The organism is Mycolicibacter senuensis (assembly GCF_003284925.1).
GTDB lineage: Bacteria > Actinomycetota > Actinomycetes > Mycobacteriales > Mycobacteriaceae > Mycobacterium > Mycobacterium algericum_A.
Genome location: NZ_QMEX01000043.1, coordinates 1 through 13,472, shown reverse-complemented (window position 1 = coordinate 13,472; position 13,472 = coordinate 1). Strand labels below are relative to the sequence as shown.

The following is a 13,472-nucleotide window of genomic DNA, read 5'->3' as shown; positions in this document are numbered from 1 at the left end:
AATGGGTGTGCCCGTACAACCGTCTGGACGACCGGCGTCTGGGCAAGTGGCGCCCCGACAATCGGCGCGGTCGTCGCCACCGACCGAACGGGTGGTGGCGCTGCTGGACTTTCTGGCCCAGCACCCCGACCAGCGCTTCGGGCTCTCCGACCTCGCCCGCCGGACCGGCCTGTCCAAGCCCACCTGCCTGGGCATCGCCACCACACTGACCGAGGCCGGCTACCTGACGCGCGATGACCCGGACAAGACCTATCGGCTCGGTCCGGGGCTGATCTCGCTCGGCCGCGCCGCCCAGCAGTCGCTGCGGGCCGGCCCGGCGGCCCGTGAGCAACTGCGGCGCCTTTCGGTGGAGTTCGCCACGTCCGCCGCGCTGAGCGCGGTGCTCGACGACCGGATCACGGTTCTGGAGTTGGTCGCGGCGCCGAACGCACACCTGGGAGTTCAAGCCGGCCAGAGCTATCCGTTCGCCCCGCCGGTGGGGCTGATGTTCGTGCTCTGGGACGACGCCGCCCTGCAGGACTGGTTGGCCCGGCAGCCCACCATTCCGCTGCGCTCCGAGAGCGAACGGCTGCGGCGGGTCATCGCCGAATGCCGTTCCGACGGTTACCTGGTCGAGCGGCTGACCCCGGGTGGCCAGCGGCTCTACGCCATGATGGCGGGGCTGTCCAGCGACCTGCCCGACGAACTGCGCGCCCTGCTCGGCGAACTGGTCTCCGACATCGGCGAGCGGGTGTACCTGCGCAGCGAGGCCGGCGGCCGAGGCCGCCACGACATCAGCGTCATCTCGGCGCCGGTGTACGACCATCATCAACGTCAGGCGATGGTGGTTTCGCTGCACGCCCAGCGCGCGCTGACCGACACCGAGATCACCAGATGGGCGCGCGGGCTGCTCCGGACCGCCGACGCGCTCACCGGGCAACTCGGTGGGAGCAAGCCGACGTCGCTGTTGGGTTCGGCGCCATGAGCTTGCCGATGGCCGACCGGCTGGCCGTGTCGGGGCTTGTGCATCGCTACGCCGGCTACGTCGATGCGCGCCGATTCGACGAAGTGGCCGAATTGTTCACCGCCGACGCCGAACTGATCGTGCCGCAACCACCGGAGCACCTCGAGCCGCACGTGCGTCACACCGGCCATGCCGGCGTCCGGGAAGCGCTGTCCGCGCTCGGCGGCGTGACCCGGACCCAGCACGGCATCCTCGGCGAGATCTACACCGCCTCCGATATCGCCGCCGGCGACACGGCGACCGGACAGATCGCCGGGGTGGCGCATCACTGGATCGACAGCGACGGCAAGCTGACCGACCACGTCTGGTACCTGCGCTACAGCGACGTCTACCGCCGCGGCGAGCAGGGCTGGCGGATCGCGGTGCGCGCACTGTCGATCGACGCGATCGAGTCCCGGCCGGCCCGAAAGGTGCGAACGTGATGTCACCCCAGATCTCGTTGCAGCTGAAGACTTTCACCGATGATCCCAGCCATGACTGGGACGCCACGCTGGCGCTGGGCGCCGCGATGGACGCCGCCGGGGTGGATCGGGTCGTCGTCTCCGACCATGTGGTGTTCGGCGAGAACCCAGACGCCTACGCCGATCCCCGGCTGGGCGGGATCGCCGGTGGCCGACAACCGACCGGGCCCGACGGCCAATGGCTCGACCCGCTGATCGTGCTGACCGCGCTGGCGGCGACAACCACCCGGATCCGGCTCGGCACCGCGGTCCTGCTGGCGGCGCTGCGCCGACCGGCGGTGTTGGCCAAGCAGTTGGCCACCCTGGATGTACTCTCGGGCGGGCGGCTGGATCTGGGCGTCGGCGTCGGCTGGCAACGCGAGGAATACGAGGCCGCCGGGCTGAAATTCGAGCGCCGCGGGCGGCTACTGGATCACACCCTCGAGGTGTGCCAGGCCCTCTGGACCCAGCAGCGCAGCAGCTACGCCTCACCGGAGTTGTCATTCGACAACATTCATCAGATGCCCAAGCCCGTGCAGCCGGGCGGTGTTCCGATCTGGGTCAGCGGCACCGTCAACGACGCGGTGGCACGCCGGCTGGCCCGGTTCGGGACCGGCTGGATCCCGTGGGGTCCGGCGATACGGGACCCCGCCGGTGCCATCGCCGCGATGAAGAACCGCATCGCCGGCCTCGGCGGCGATCCCACCAGCCTGCAGGTGCTGGGCCACGCGAAGACCGTCAAACGCGCTGACGGTTCCCTCGATGCCGCGGCCACCGTGGCATCGGCGCCGGCGCTGGTGGCCGCCGGCGTCACCGACGTACGTGTCACCTGCTCACTGCCGCGCGACGCCGAGCGGGCCACCAAGCTGCTGAGCGAACTCGTCGAAGCGTTCCGCGCCGCCGCAACCTAGGAGACACCGATGGAAAAGGTCGTGATCATCGCCCGGACAGCCGATTTCAGTGAGGAATGGTGCCGCAAGCTGCGCGGGCCGGTAGCCGCGGAGCTGCTGGATTTGGGACTTCCGGGGCTGGCGGTCAACGTGCGCGACGAGCCGGTGCGCGACGCCATGATGACCCTGACAACACTGGATCCGCCGGTCGCCGCAGTCATCAGCCTGTGGACCGAGCAGTATTACGGCCCGCAGGCTCGGGCCGCCATCGCGCTGCTCGAATCCGAATCCGATTCGGCGGCAGCGTATCTGGTGACCGAATCGACGCCAATGCCGCCACCGGACACGGGCGACGGCACACGCACTCCGGGATTGGCCAACGTGGCCCTACTGCGCCGGCCCCCCGACCTGGATCACGGCAGCTGGCTGCACCGCTGGCACGTCGACCACACCCAGGTGGCGATCGATACCCAGGCGACCTTCGGTTACACCCAGAACGTCGTGGTCCGCGCGCTCACCGAGGATGCGCCGGCGATCGACGGCATCGTCGAGGAACTGTTCCCCGACGGCGCGGTGTCGGATCCATACGCGTTCTACGGCGCGGCCGATGAGGCCGATCTGGCCGACCGGCTCAACCGACTGCTGGCCAGTGTCAGTTCCTTCGGCGCGCACCAGAACATCGACACGGTGCCCACCAGCCGCTACCTGCTGCGGTCGCCGTTCACACGCATTGCTGCGACAACGTGATCAGCGCCTGCCGCACGTTCGGGTGCCGTTCCAGATAGGACAACGCCGGATTCGGAGCACCAGGGTCTTCCTGCCGGCCCTTCGCGTCCAGCTCGGCCCGGACATCCGGGTGCCGGTTCAGGTAGGCGTCGATGGATTCGCCGACGGTCTGCTCGCACGGTGCGGCGTTGGCGACCGGTGCGATCGTCACGACCGCACCGACGGCGATAGCCATAACTGCTCGGGTCACGTTCATGCTTTCGACGGTACCCGCGCCCGGTTCAGCTGACGCTGGCCAGCGCGAACGGCAGCACCTGCGGCGCACCGGCGGCGCGCAGCACCCGGGCGGCCATCGTCAGGGTCCACCCCGTGTCGGTCACGTCATCCACCAGCAACACGGGGCCGAGATCGGCCGGCAGATCGGTGGGCGGCTGCCAGGCACCCTGCAGGGCCGCGACCCGATAGGCCGAGTTCGCCGCGGTCACCGGCCGCCGGCCCGCCGCGTAGCGCAGCGTATCCAGCCGGGCCAGGCGGCCGAGCTGCGCCAGCCGGTCGGCCAGTGAGCCGATCAGCACCGGATGCGTGGCCGAATCCAGCCCGAGTACCGCGGTGGGTCGGGTCTGCCAGTCCCAGCCCGCCAGCACCGACACCGCCGCCCGCACCACGTCGTCGGGAACCTCGCGGTCCGGCTCGTCGAGCAGCCGCCGCAGCCGAGCACCCCAGCCCAGGTCGGTGAGCCGGCCGATCACCCGGCCCGGCGCCGGCCCGTCGCCGATCCGGCCGGACAGCTTGACACCGAGCTGGGCCAGTCCGGACGGCCATTGCCGGCGTGGGGTGAGCTCCACGCCGGGGCGCATCAGCCGCTCCCGGGTGGCTGCGGCGACGGTGGGATCCACCTCGGCGTCGAACCGCGGCCCGGCGCAGTTGTCGCACCGCCCGCAACGCTCGCCCTCCCGCAACTGCGGGTCGTTGAGCTGCGCGCGCAGAAAACTCATCCGGCAGCCATCGGTGCTCTGGTAGTCCAGCATCGCCTGCTGCTCGCCCCGGCGCAGCTCGTCGAGCTTGCGGTAGCGCGGTTCGTCGTAGGTCCACTCCGCACCGGTGCCCAGCCAGCCGCCCTTGACCCGGCGGACCGCGCCGTCGACGTCGAGAACCTTGAGCACCATCTCCAATCGCGACCGATTCAGGTCGACCCGGGCCTCCAGCGCCGGCGTCGACAGCGGCTGATCGAGCGACAGCTCGCCGATCACCTTGCGCACCAACGACTCCGCCGGGAACGCCAGCGAGGCGAAGTAGCGCCAGATGTCCTGGTCGGCAGCACCGGGCAGCAGGATGACCTCGGCGCTGGCGGTGGCACGCCCGGCCCGCCCCACCTGCTGGTAGTAGGCGATCGGCGACGACGGCGCGCCAAGGTGCACCACGAATCCGAGGTCCGGCTTGTCGAAACCCATACCCAACGCCGAAGTGGCGATCAGCGCCTTGACCCGGTTGGCCAGCAGGTCGGCCTCGAGTTGCTCCCGGTCGGCGGAGTCGGTCGAACCGGTATAGGCCGCCACCGCGAAGCCCTGGGCACGCAGATCGGCGGCCACGTCGTGCGCCTGGGCCACGGTGAGCGTGTAGACGATCCCAGAGCCTGGCAGCTCGTTCAGGTGTTCGCCGATCCAGGCGGCGCGCTGCGCCGGGCCGCCGGCGGCCACCACCGACAACCGCAGCGACTCCCGGTCCAGGCCGCCGCGCAGCACCAAGGTGTCGGCACCGCCCACCCCGAGTTGGCGCGCGACGTCGTCGACCACCCGATCGTTGGCGGTCGCCGTGGTCGCCAGCACCGGGACTCCCGCCGGGAGGTCGGCGATCAAGGTGCGGATGCGCCGATAGTCCGGCCGGAAATCGTGGCCCCAGTCCGAGACGCAGTGCGCCTCGTCGACCACCACCAGCCCGGCCCGGGCCGCCAGCGCGGGCAGCACCTCGTCGCGGAAGTCCGGGTTATTGAGCCGCTCCGGGCTGACCAGCAGCACGTCCAGCTCACCGGCTGCCACCCGGCGTTGCACGTCGGCCCACTCGGTGACATTCGAGGAGTTGATGGTGGCGGCATGCACCCCGGCCCGCTCGGCGGCGGCGACCTGATTGCGCATCAGGGCCAGCAGCGGCGAGACGATCACCGTCGGCCCGTGCCCGGCCGCACGCAACAGCTTCGCGGCGATGAAGTACACCGCCGATTTACCCCACCCGGTGCGCTGCACCACCAGCGCGCGCCGGCGCTGCACCACCAGCGCCTCGATCGCGGCCCACTGGTCGTCGCGCAGGAGCGCCTGCGGTCCGGCCAGCTGCTCCAGAATCGCCTGGGCTTGCGGCCGTGCTGTCATGTCGCGATTACTTCGCGGCCCGCTCCCGCTGGATCTCCAGCGCGATGTCGATTAGCTGGTCCTCCTGACCGCCGATCAGCTTGCGCTGGCCGGCCCGGTGCAGCAATTCGTGGGCGGGCACGCCGTAGCGCTCGCCCTGGCGCACCGCGTGCTTGAGGAAGCTGGAGTACACCCCGGAGTAGCCCATGATGAGCGCGTTGCGGTCCAGCACGCACTCGGCGGGCATGGCCGGGCGCACCACGTCCTCGGCGGCGTCGGCGATGTCGAAGAAGTCGATACCGGTCTTGATGCCGACCTTGTCGAACACCCCGATCAGCGCCTCGACCGGGGCGTTGCCCGCACCGGCGCCGAACCGGCGCACCGAGCCGTCGATCTGCTTGGCACCGGCGCGCACCGCCTCCAGGGAGTTGGCGACACCCAGACCGAGGTTCTCGTGGCCATGAAAACCAACCTGCGCGTCGCCACCGAGTTCGGCGACCAGCGCAGCCACCCGATCGCGCACGCCTTCGAGCACCAGCGCACCGGCGGAGTCCACCACGTAGACGCACTGACAGCCGGCGTCGGCCATGATCCGGGCCTGGGCGGCCAGCTTCTCCGGCGGGATCGTGTGGGCCATCATCAAGAACCCGACGGTCTCCAGACCCAGCTCGCGGGCCAGCCCGAAGTGCTGGATGGAGACGTCGGCCTCGGTGCAGTGGGTGGCGATCCGGCAGATCTGACCGCCGTTGCCCTGCGCCTCTTTCATGTCTTCCTTGGTGGCCACGCCGGGCAGCATCAGGAAGGCGATCTTGGCGTCTTTGGCGGTCTGCGCCGCGAGCCTGATCAGCTCCTGATCGGGGGTCTTGGAGAACCCGTAGTTGAAGCTGGATCCACCGAGGCCGTCGCCGTGGGTCACCTCGATAACCGGCACCCCGGCGGCGTCGATCGCGGCAACGATCGCCGCCACCTCCTCGGGGGTGAACTGGTGGCGCTTGTGGTGCGAACCGTCCCGCAGCGAGGTGTCGGTGATCCGCACGTCGAAGATGTGATCAGACATGGTTACGCCCCTCCGGCTTTCGCGGTCGCCAGCTCGCGGGCGATCTCCTCGCCGACCTTGGTCGCCGCGGCGGTCATGATGTCCAGGTTGCCCGCATACGGCGGCAGGTAATCACCGGCGCCCTCGACCTCGACGAAGGTGGTGACGACCGCGCGACCGCCGGAGTTCAGCGACGGCTCGTCGAACTGTGGCTCGTTGAGCAGCCGGTAGCCGGGCACGTAGGTCTGCACCTGCTCGACCACGCTGTGGATCGACTTGGTGATCGCGTCGCGGTCGACGTCCTCGGGAATCTGGCAGAAGATGGTGTCGCGCATGATCATCGGCGGGTCGGCCGGGTTCAAGATGATGATCGCCTTGCCCTGTTGCGCACCGCCGATGGTCTCCACTCCGCGCGAGGTGGTCTTGGTGAACTCATCGATGTTGGCCCGGGTGCCCGGCCCCGCCGAGACGCTCGCGACGCTGGCGACGATCTCGGCATAGGGCACCGCGCCGCCCTGCTCTTTGACCGCGCGGGTCACCGCGTAGACGATCGGAATGGTGGCCTGCCCGCCGCAGGTGATCATGTTGACGTTGGGCGCGTCGACGTGTTCGTGCAGGTTCGCCGGCGGGATCACCGCCGGGCCGACCGCGGCCGGGGTCAGGTCGATGGCCCGGATGCCGGCCGCCTCGTACCTGGGCGCGTACGCCTTGTGAACGTAGGCGCTGGTGGCCTCGAAGACGAAGTCCGGCAACTCATCTTGGGCCAGCAGCCAGTCCGCCCCCTCCGCCGAGGTCTCCAGACCGAGTTTGCGGGCGCGGGCCAGGCCCTCGGATTCGGGGTCGATACCGATCATCCAGCGCGGCTCGAGCCACTCCGAGCGCAGCAGTTTGTACAGCAGGTCGGTGCTGATGTTGCCCGACCCGACGATCGCGACTGAGGCTTTGGCAGCCATGAACGCTCCTCTATTCGAAAACCAGCCGGACCGAACCCAGCCCGGAGAAATCGGCGACGCAGTCATCGCCGGCGTGCACATCGATGGCCCGGGTCGCCGTACCCGGCAACACGATGTCGCCGGCCTTCAACCGCACCCCGAAGCTCTCCACCTTCCGAGCCAACCAGGCCACCGCGGTGACCGGGTTGCCCAGCACCGCGTCGCTGCGGCCCTTGGCGACCACCTCGCCGTTCTTGGTCAACGACGCATCAATGCCTTTGATGTCGATATCACCGGGCTTGACTCGCTGCTTGCCGAGGACGAAGCCGGCCGAGGAGGCATTGTCGGCGATGGTGTCGCAGAGCTTGATCTTCCAGTCGGTGATCCGGCTGTCGATCAGCTCGATCGCCGGGGCGAACGCCTCGGTGGCGGCCAGCACGTGCTCCTCGGTGCAGTCCGCGCCGGGCAGATCCGCGCCCAGGATGAAGGCCACCTCCACCTCGACCCGCGGGTAGAGGTAGTTCGACGCCTTGACCGGCGTGTCCTCGAACACCTGCATCTCGTTGAGCAGATGCCCGTAGTCCGGCTCATCGACACCCATCATCTGCTGCATCGCCTCGCTGGACAGGCCGACCTTGTGCCCGACGACCCGGGCACCCTCGGCGATCCGCTGCCGGATGTTGATCAACTGGATCTCGTAGGCGTCGACGACATCGATGTCGGGGTGCGCCGCCGTCAACGGGGAGATCGGGACCCGGCTGCGCTCCGCTTGCGCCAACTCGGCGGCGAGTTCGTCGCGGATCTGGGCGCTGAGCATCTTCGATGGTCCCCTCGGGTGCTGGTGGTGAACGGGTGAAACCACGCCAACAGCCAGTCTAGGTGGCGCTGGCGCTGGTGGCGGCCGCGGTTCCGGTAGCCGGGAAGGCCCGTGAACTAAGCCTTACCGGTGTAATCGACCGGCCAACGCTTGATCGCGTTCAGCCAGCCGGACTGCAGCCGGCTGGGAGCGTCCAGCGGCTTGAGGTCCGGGATGTGGTCGGCGATGGCGTTGAACATCAGGCCGATGGTCATCCGCGCCAGGTGGGTGCCGATGCAGTAGTGCGCTCCGGTGCCGCCGAAGCCGACGTGCGGGTTGGGGTCGCGCAGGATGTTGAACTGCTGCGGGTTGTCGAACACCTCGGGATCGAAGTTGGCGGCGCGGTAGAACATCACCACACGCTGACCTTCCTTGATCTGCGTTCCGTTGAGGTTGTAGTCACGAGTTGCGGTGCGCTGGAACGACGACACCGGGCTGGCCCAGCGCACGATCTCATCCGCGGCGGTCTCCGGGCGTTCCTTTTTGAACAGCTCCCATTGGTCGGGGTGGTCGACGAAGGCCATCATCCCCTGGGTGATCGAGTTGCGGGTCGTCTCGGACCCAGCCACCGCCAGCAGGATGATGAAGAAACCGAGCTCGTCGTCGTTGAGCTTCTCGCCGTCGATATCGGCCTCGATCAGCGTGGTGACGATATCGCTGCCGGGGTTCTGCCGCTTCATCTCGGCCAACTGCAGCCCGTAAGCGATGATCTCCATCGCTGAGGTCGCCGGGTCATACTTCTCGGTGTACTCCGGGTCGTCATAGCCGGTCATCTGGTTGGTCCAGTTGAACAGCTTGCCGCGGTCGGACTGCGGCACGCCCATCAGACCGGCGATCGCCTGCAGCGGCAGTTCGGAGGCCACCTCGACCACGAAGTCACCGGAGCCCTTGGCGAGGGCCTCCTTGGCGATCGCCTGCGCACGCTCCTGCAGCTCGTCATGCAGCGGCAGAATGTGGCGCGGGGTGAAGCCACGCGAGACGATCCGGCGCAACCGGGTATGCCGCGGCGCATCCTGGTTGAGCATGATCAACCGCTGCTGGTCGATCTGCTCCCGCTGAATGTCGTCGTTGAACCGCGGGATGGCGGTGTTGATCTCGCTGGAGAACACGTCGTCGAGCCGGGAGATCTCTTTGACGTCCGCGTGGCGGGTGACCGCCCAGTAGCCGCCGTCGTTGAAGCCGCCGACGCCGTCGGGCTGCTCGATCCACTTGATCGGCTCGTTTTCACGCAGCGCGGCCAACTCCGCATTCGGTATGCGCTCCGCCCAGATCTCCGGATCGGTCGGGTCGAAACCGGCGGGGATGCTGGAGGCAGAGCGGGCGGTGGGGCTGGCCACGGTGACAACTCCTTCATACGACGTGTAAAAAACACGATACTTACTCGCGCCAGTAAAACATGGTCTAGCCGCGAACGAAAGGCGAGCAGGCGACCAAACTGGAACGCGTTCTACCGGGCGGTCGACCGACCTGAACTGGCCGGTCCCGTCGGCCACCAGCAGGGAAGAGAACGGTCGTCCGGGCGACGGACCGGCGATACCACCGGCCAACTGGCGCGCGGGCGGGGCAATTCTATAACGTGTTCTACATGGCCGAACAGGAGTACGACGTCGTCGTGGTCGGAAGCGGCGGCGCCGGGATGGTCGCCGCTCTCACCGCGGCCCACCAGGGACTGTCAACGGTAGTCATCGAGAAAGCCGCCCATTACGGCGGATCGACCGCGCGCTCCGGCGGCGGCGTGTGGATCCCGAACAATGAGGTGCTCAAGCGCGCAGGCGTCAAAGACGACGCCGAGTCCGCCCGCACCTACCTGCACACGATCATCGGCGACGTGGTTCCGGCCGAGAAGATCGACACCTACCTGCAGCGCGGTCCCGAGATGCTGTCGTTCGTGCTGAAGAACTCGCCGCTGAAGATGTGCTGGGTTCCCGGCTACGCCGACTACTACCCCGAGCAGCCCGGCGGCAAGCCGACCGGCCGATCGATCGAGCCGAAGCCGTTCAACGCCCGCAAGCTCGGCGCCGACATGGCCGGCCTGGAACCGCCGTACGGCAAGGTGCCGCTGAACGTCGTTGTCATGCAGCAGGACTACGTCCGGCTCAACCAGCTCAAGCGCCACCCGCGCGGGGTGCTGCGCAGCCTGAAGGTGGGCGCCCGCACCATGTGGGCGCAGGCTACCGGAAAGAACCTGGTGGGCATGGGTCGCGCCCTGATCGCGCCGCTGCGCATCGCCCTGCGCGACGCCGGCGTCCCGGTCGAGCTCAACACCGCACTGACCGACCTCTACGTCTCCGACGGCGTGGTGCGCGGCGTCTATGTGCGCGACAGCAACGCTTCCGAAGAAAGCGAGCCGCGGTTGATCCGGGCACGACGCGGCGTCATTCTGGCCAGCGGCGGGTTCGAGCACAACGAGCAGATGCGGGTGAAGTATCAGCGCGCGCCGATCACCACCGAGTGGACCGTGGGCGCTAAGGCCAACACCGGCGAGGGCATCCTGGCCGGCGAGAAACTGGGTGCCGCGCTGGACATCATGGAGGACTCCTGGTGGGGCCCCACGGTGCCGCTGCCGAACGCACCGTGGTTCGCGCTCTCGGAGCGCAACTCCCCCGGGTCGATCATCGTCAACATGGCCGGCAAGCGGTTCATGAACGAGTCGATGCCCTATGTCGAAGCCTGCCACCATATGTACGGCGGCCAATACGGCCAGGGGCCGGGTCCCGGCGAGAACATTCCGGCCTGGCTGGTGTTCGACCAGCGCTACCGCAACAACTACATCTTTGCCGGATTGCAGCCCGGACAACGGATCCCGAAGAAGTGGCTGGAGTCGGGGGTGATCGTCTCGGCCGACACCCTGGAAGAGCTGGCGACGAAGACCGGCGTGCCGGCGGCGGCCTTGACCGCGACCGTCGAACGGTTCAACGAGTTCGCGCGCACCGGCGTCGACGAGGACTTCCACCGCGGCGAGAGCGCCTACGACCGCTACTACGGCGACCCGACCAACAAGCCGAACCCGAACCTGGGCCAGATCGCCCAAGGCCCGTTCTACGCCGCCAAGATGGTGCCCGGCGACCTGGGCACCAAGGGGGGGATCCGCACCGACGTGCGGGGCCGGGCGTTGCGCGACGACAACAGCGTCATCGAGGGGCTCTACGCGGCGGGCAACGTGAGCGCCCCGGTGATGGGCCACACCTACCCGGGCCCCGGTGGCACCATCGGACCCGCGATGACATTCGGTTACCTGGCCGCTCTCGACATCGCAGGAAAGGCTTAGACATGGCAATCGATCTCGATGCCGCTCTCGGTGCAGAGTTCGGCCGGGTTGAGTTCTCGTGGAGCGCAACCAATGTGCAGCTCTACAACCTGGGGCTGGGCGCTGGTTCGGACCCGATGGACCCGCGTGAGCTGAGCTACGTCGTCGACCGCACCCCGCAGGTGCTGCCGACGTTCGGCTGCGTCGCTGCGTCGTTCAACGACGTCGACCCGCCCAAGGTGAGCTGGCCGGGCGTCGAGATCGACCTGGCCAAGATCCTGCACGCGTCCGAGAAAGTCATCGTGCCGGCGCCACTGCCGCCGTCGGGCAGCGCACGGTCGGTCAGCCGGATCGTCGACATCTGGGACAAGGGCAAGGCCGCCGTCGTGGTGCTCGAGACGAGCGTTACCAGTACCGACGGCACCCCGCTGTGGACCCAGCAGCGGTCCATCTTCGCCCGTGGCGAGGGCGGCTTCGGCGGCGAGCGCGGACCGTCCACCGCTGCCGAACAGCCCGACCGCGCACCGGACTTCGAAATCGACATCCCGACGGCGCCGCAGCAGGCACTGCTCTACCGGCTCTGCGGGGATCGCAACCCGCTGCATTCTGACCCGGAGTTCGCGGCCGCGGCGGGTTTCGACCGGCCGATTCTGCACGGCCTGTGCACCTACGGCATGACCTGCAAGGCGGTGGTGGACACCGCACTGGACGGCGACGCCGGCGCGGTGCGTTCCTTCGGCGCCCGGTTCGCCGGCGTGGTCTTCCCGGGCGAGACACTGCGGGCCCACATCTGGAAAGCAGACGGCCGGTTGGCGGGCAACGTGGTCGCCCCGGGCCGCGACAACGCCGCCGTACTGGGCGACGTGGAACTGGTTCCGGCCTAGCAACGCCGTTCCGCGTCTTTCCCCCGCGCGATCCGCCGGAAACGACGCCTCCCGCACTAGCCTCACGGACCGCTCTGCCGCTCTTCGTGATCGTTATTGAAAACGATTGTCATCTTCGCTAGGGTCGATCGGAATCGCGAAACGCATCCACTCCGGTTGCGTCGTGGACCGACGAAATGAAGGCGACCCTGTGACGGCTCCGGTGTGGATGGCTTCGCCACCCGAGGTGCATTCAGCGGCGCTGAGCAGCGGGCCCGGACCCGGACCGCTGTTGTCGGCCGCCGGCGCATGGTCGTCGTTGAGCCTGGAGTACACCGCGATCGCCGACGCGCTGCGATCGCAGCTCGGGGCCGTTCAGGCAGCGGCGTGGCAGGGACCCACCGCTGACCGGTACGCCGCCGCACATCTGCCCTATCTGGCATGGTTGGCGGCGGCCAGCGCTGACAGCGCCGCGTTGGCGGCGCGGCATGAAACAGTGGCGACGGCCTATGTCAGTGCGTTGGCCGCCATGCCGACGTTGCCGGAGTTGGCGGCCAACCACGCGATCCACGGGGTTTTGGTGGCGACCAATTTCTTCGGGATCAACACCATCCCGATCGCACTCAACGAAGCCGACTACGCACGGATGTGGGTCCAAGCCGCCACCACCATGGCCACCTACGAAGCGGTCTCCGGCGCGGCGCTGGCCTCGGCCCCGCAGCCCGCGGCTGCGCCACCGATCCTGCTGCACGACGAGTCCGACCATGACCATGACCATGACCACGACCACGACCACGGGGGCGGCGGAATTCACGACGGCAGCCTGACTCCAGCAGACCCGGAGTGGTGGACGGACTTCTTCTCTGAGCTGGGCCACTACGGCGAAGTGCTGCTGAATGACCTGCTCACCAATCCGGGTGCCTTCATGACCGACCTGTCATGGATCGTGGCTGATCTGACCTTCCACGCCTCTCAGATCGCCTCGACGCTCAGTCAGTTCGCGCCGGCGTTGATCCAGCCGGCACTCGTCCTGGTCATCGGGAATCTGGGCTGGGCAGCAGGCTTGGCCGGCCTCGCCGGCGTGCAGCCAGCTGCGATCGTGGCCGTCGACGCAGAACCGATCACCGCGGCATTGCC

13 protein-coding genes are annotated in these 13,472 nt (G+C 68.4%); 7 read left to right on the top strand and 6 right to left on the bottom strand.

Annotated elements, in window-relative coordinates; translation table 11 throughout:
• Positions 1-46: 46 nt before the first annotated feature.
• From DQP56_RS12135 to DQP56_RS12120, 4 genes are read left to right on the top strand one after another with little or no spacing between them, the layout of a single operon-like run.
• The gene (locus DQP56_RS12135; RefSeq protein WP_112685720.1) at positions 47-964 is read left to right on the top strand and encodes an IclR family transcriptional regulator; all 918 of its coding nucleotides are present in this window, start codon (positions 47-49) and stop codon (positions 962-964) included.
• A complete protein-coding gene (locus DQP56_RS12130; RefSeq protein ID WP_112685718.1) occupies positions 961-1,425 on the top strand; it encodes a nuclear transport factor 2 family protein in 465 nt (154 codons plus the stop codon). Before DQP56_RS12135 ends, DQP56_RS12130 begins: the two co-directional genes overlap by 4 nt.
• Entirely contained in the window at positions 1,425-2,354 is a 930-nt protein-coding gene (locus tag DQP56_RS12125; RefSeq protein ID WP_112685746.1) for a TIGR03619 family F420-dependent LLM class oxidoreductase, read from the top strand. Before DQP56_RS12130 ends, DQP56_RS12125 begins: the two co-directional genes overlap by 1 nt.
• A gap of 9 nt (positions 2,355-2,363) precedes the next feature.
• On the top strand, positions 2,364-3,080 hold the full coding sequence (locus DQP56_RS12120; RefSeq protein WP_112685716.1) for an EthD domain-containing protein: 717 nt from the start codon (positions 2,364-2,366) through the stop codon (positions 3,078-3,080).
• On the opposite strand, the gene DQP56_RS12115 is transcribed toward DQP56_RS12120, so the two are convergent.
• The 6 genes from DQP56_RS12115 to DQP56_RS12090 form a co-directional block, all read right to left on the bottom strand.
• Entirely contained in the window at positions 3,055-3,315 is a 261-nt protein-coding gene (locus DQP56_RS12115) for a heme-binding protein (protein WP_234825632.1), read from the bottom strand. The two genes, DQP56_RS12120 and DQP56_RS12115, sit on opposite strands and share 26 nt — an antisense overlap.
• A 25-nt stretch (positions 3,316-3,340) precedes the next feature.
• Complete coding sequence (locus tag DQP56_RS12110) at positions 3,341-5,422, bottom strand: RecQ family ATP-dependent DNA helicase (RefSeq protein ID WP_112685712.1); 2,082 nt, start codon at positions 5,420-5,422, stop codon at positions 3,341-3,343.
• A 7-nt stretch (positions 5,423-5,429) separates the two neighbouring features.
• Positions 5,430-6,458 (bottom strand): 4-hydroxy-2-oxovalerate aldolase, encoded by a 1,029-nt coding sequence (gene dmpG / locus DQP56_RS12105; RefSeq protein ID WP_112685710.1) that lies wholly within the window; start codon positions 6,456-6,458, stop codon positions 5,430-5,432.
• Positions 6,459-6,460: 2 nt separating this feature from the next.
• Positions 6,461-7,390 (bottom strand): acetaldehyde dehydrogenase (acetylating), encoded by a 930-nt coding sequence (locus DQP56_RS12100; protein WP_112685708.1) that lies wholly within the window; start codon positions 7,388-7,390, stop codon positions 6,461-6,463.
• 10 nt (positions 7,391-7,400) lie between these two features.
• Positions 7,401-8,186 carry a 2-keto-4-pentenoate hydratase gene (locus DQP56_RS12095; RefSeq protein ID WP_085261527.1) on the bottom strand — a complete coding sequence of 262 codons (786 nt, stop codon included), beginning with the start codon at positions 8,184-8,186 and terminating at the stop codon, positions 7,401-7,403.
• Positions 8,187-8,302: 116 nt separating this feature from the next.
• Positions 8,303-9,562, bottom strand: a complete 1,260-nt coding sequence (locus DQP56_RS12090) for a cytochrome P450 (protein WP_013830607.1) — start codon at positions 9,560-9,562, stop codon at positions 8,303-8,305.
• A 239-nt stretch (positions 9,563-9,801) separates the two neighbouring features.
• Between DQP56_RS12090 and kstD the strand changes: the two genes are divergently transcribed.
• The 3 genes from kstD to DQP56_RS12075 form a co-directional block, all read left to right on the top strand.
• Positions 9,802-11,493 (top strand): 3-oxosteroid 1-dehydrogenase, encoded by a 1,692-nt coding sequence (gene kstD / locus DQP56_RS12085; RefSeq protein WP_193374399.1) that lies wholly within the window; start codon positions 9,802-9,804, stop codon positions 11,491-11,493.
• A 2-nt stretch (positions 11,494-11,495) separates the two neighbouring features.
• Positions 11,496-12,356, top strand: coding sequence for an enoyl-CoA hydratase ChsH3 (chsH3, locus tag DQP56_RS12080; protein WP_013830609.1), 861 nt, complete (start codon positions 11,496-11,498; stop codon positions 12,354-12,356).
• Positions 12,357-12,564: 208 nt separating this feature from the next.
• Positions 12,565-13,472 (top strand): PPE family protein (locus tag DQP56_RS12075; protein WP_286167746.1); only part of this gene is annotated, 908 nt, incomplete at its 3' end.

What these genes read in the sequence shown, in the direction of transcription:
- DQP56_RS12130 (WP_112685718.1), top strand. Translation starts at nt 961, where the DNA reads ATGAGCTTGCCGATGGCCGACCGGCTGGCCGTGTCGGGGCTTGTGCAT.
- DQP56_RS12125 (WP_112685746.1), top strand. Translation starts at nt 1,425, where the DNA reads ATGTCACCCCAGATCTCGTTGCAGCTGAAGACTTTCACCGATGATCCC.
- DQP56_RS12120 (WP_112685716.1), top strand. Translation starts at nt 2,364, where the DNA reads ATGGAAAAGGTCGTGATCATCGCCCGGACAGCCGATTTCAGTGAGGAA.
- DQP56_RS12115 (WP_234825632.1), bottom strand. Translation starts at nt 3,315, where the DNA reads ATGAACGTGACCCGAGCAGTTATGGCTATCGCCGTCGGTGCGGTCGTG.
- DQP56_RS12110 (WP_112685712.1), bottom strand. Translation starts at nt 5,422, where the DNA reads ATGACAGCACGGCCGCAAGCCCAGGCGATTCTGGAGCAGCTGGCCGGA.
- dmpG (WP_112685710.1), bottom strand. Translation starts at nt 6,458, where the DNA reads ATGTCTGATCACATCTTCGACGTGCGGATCACCGACACCTCGCTGCGG.
- DQP56_RS12100 (WP_112685708.1), bottom strand. Translation starts at nt 7,390, where the DNA reads ATGGCTGCCAAAGCCTCAGTCGCGATCGTCGGGTCGGGCAACATCAGC.
- DQP56_RS12095 (WP_085261527.1), bottom strand. Translation starts at nt 8,186, where the DNA reads ATGCTCAGCGCCCAGATCCGCGACGAACTCGCCGCCGAGTTGGCGCAA.
- chsH3 (WP_013830609.1), top strand. Translation starts at nt 11,496, where the DNA reads ATGGCAATCGATCTCGATGCCGCTCTCGGTGCAGAGTTCGGCCGGGTT.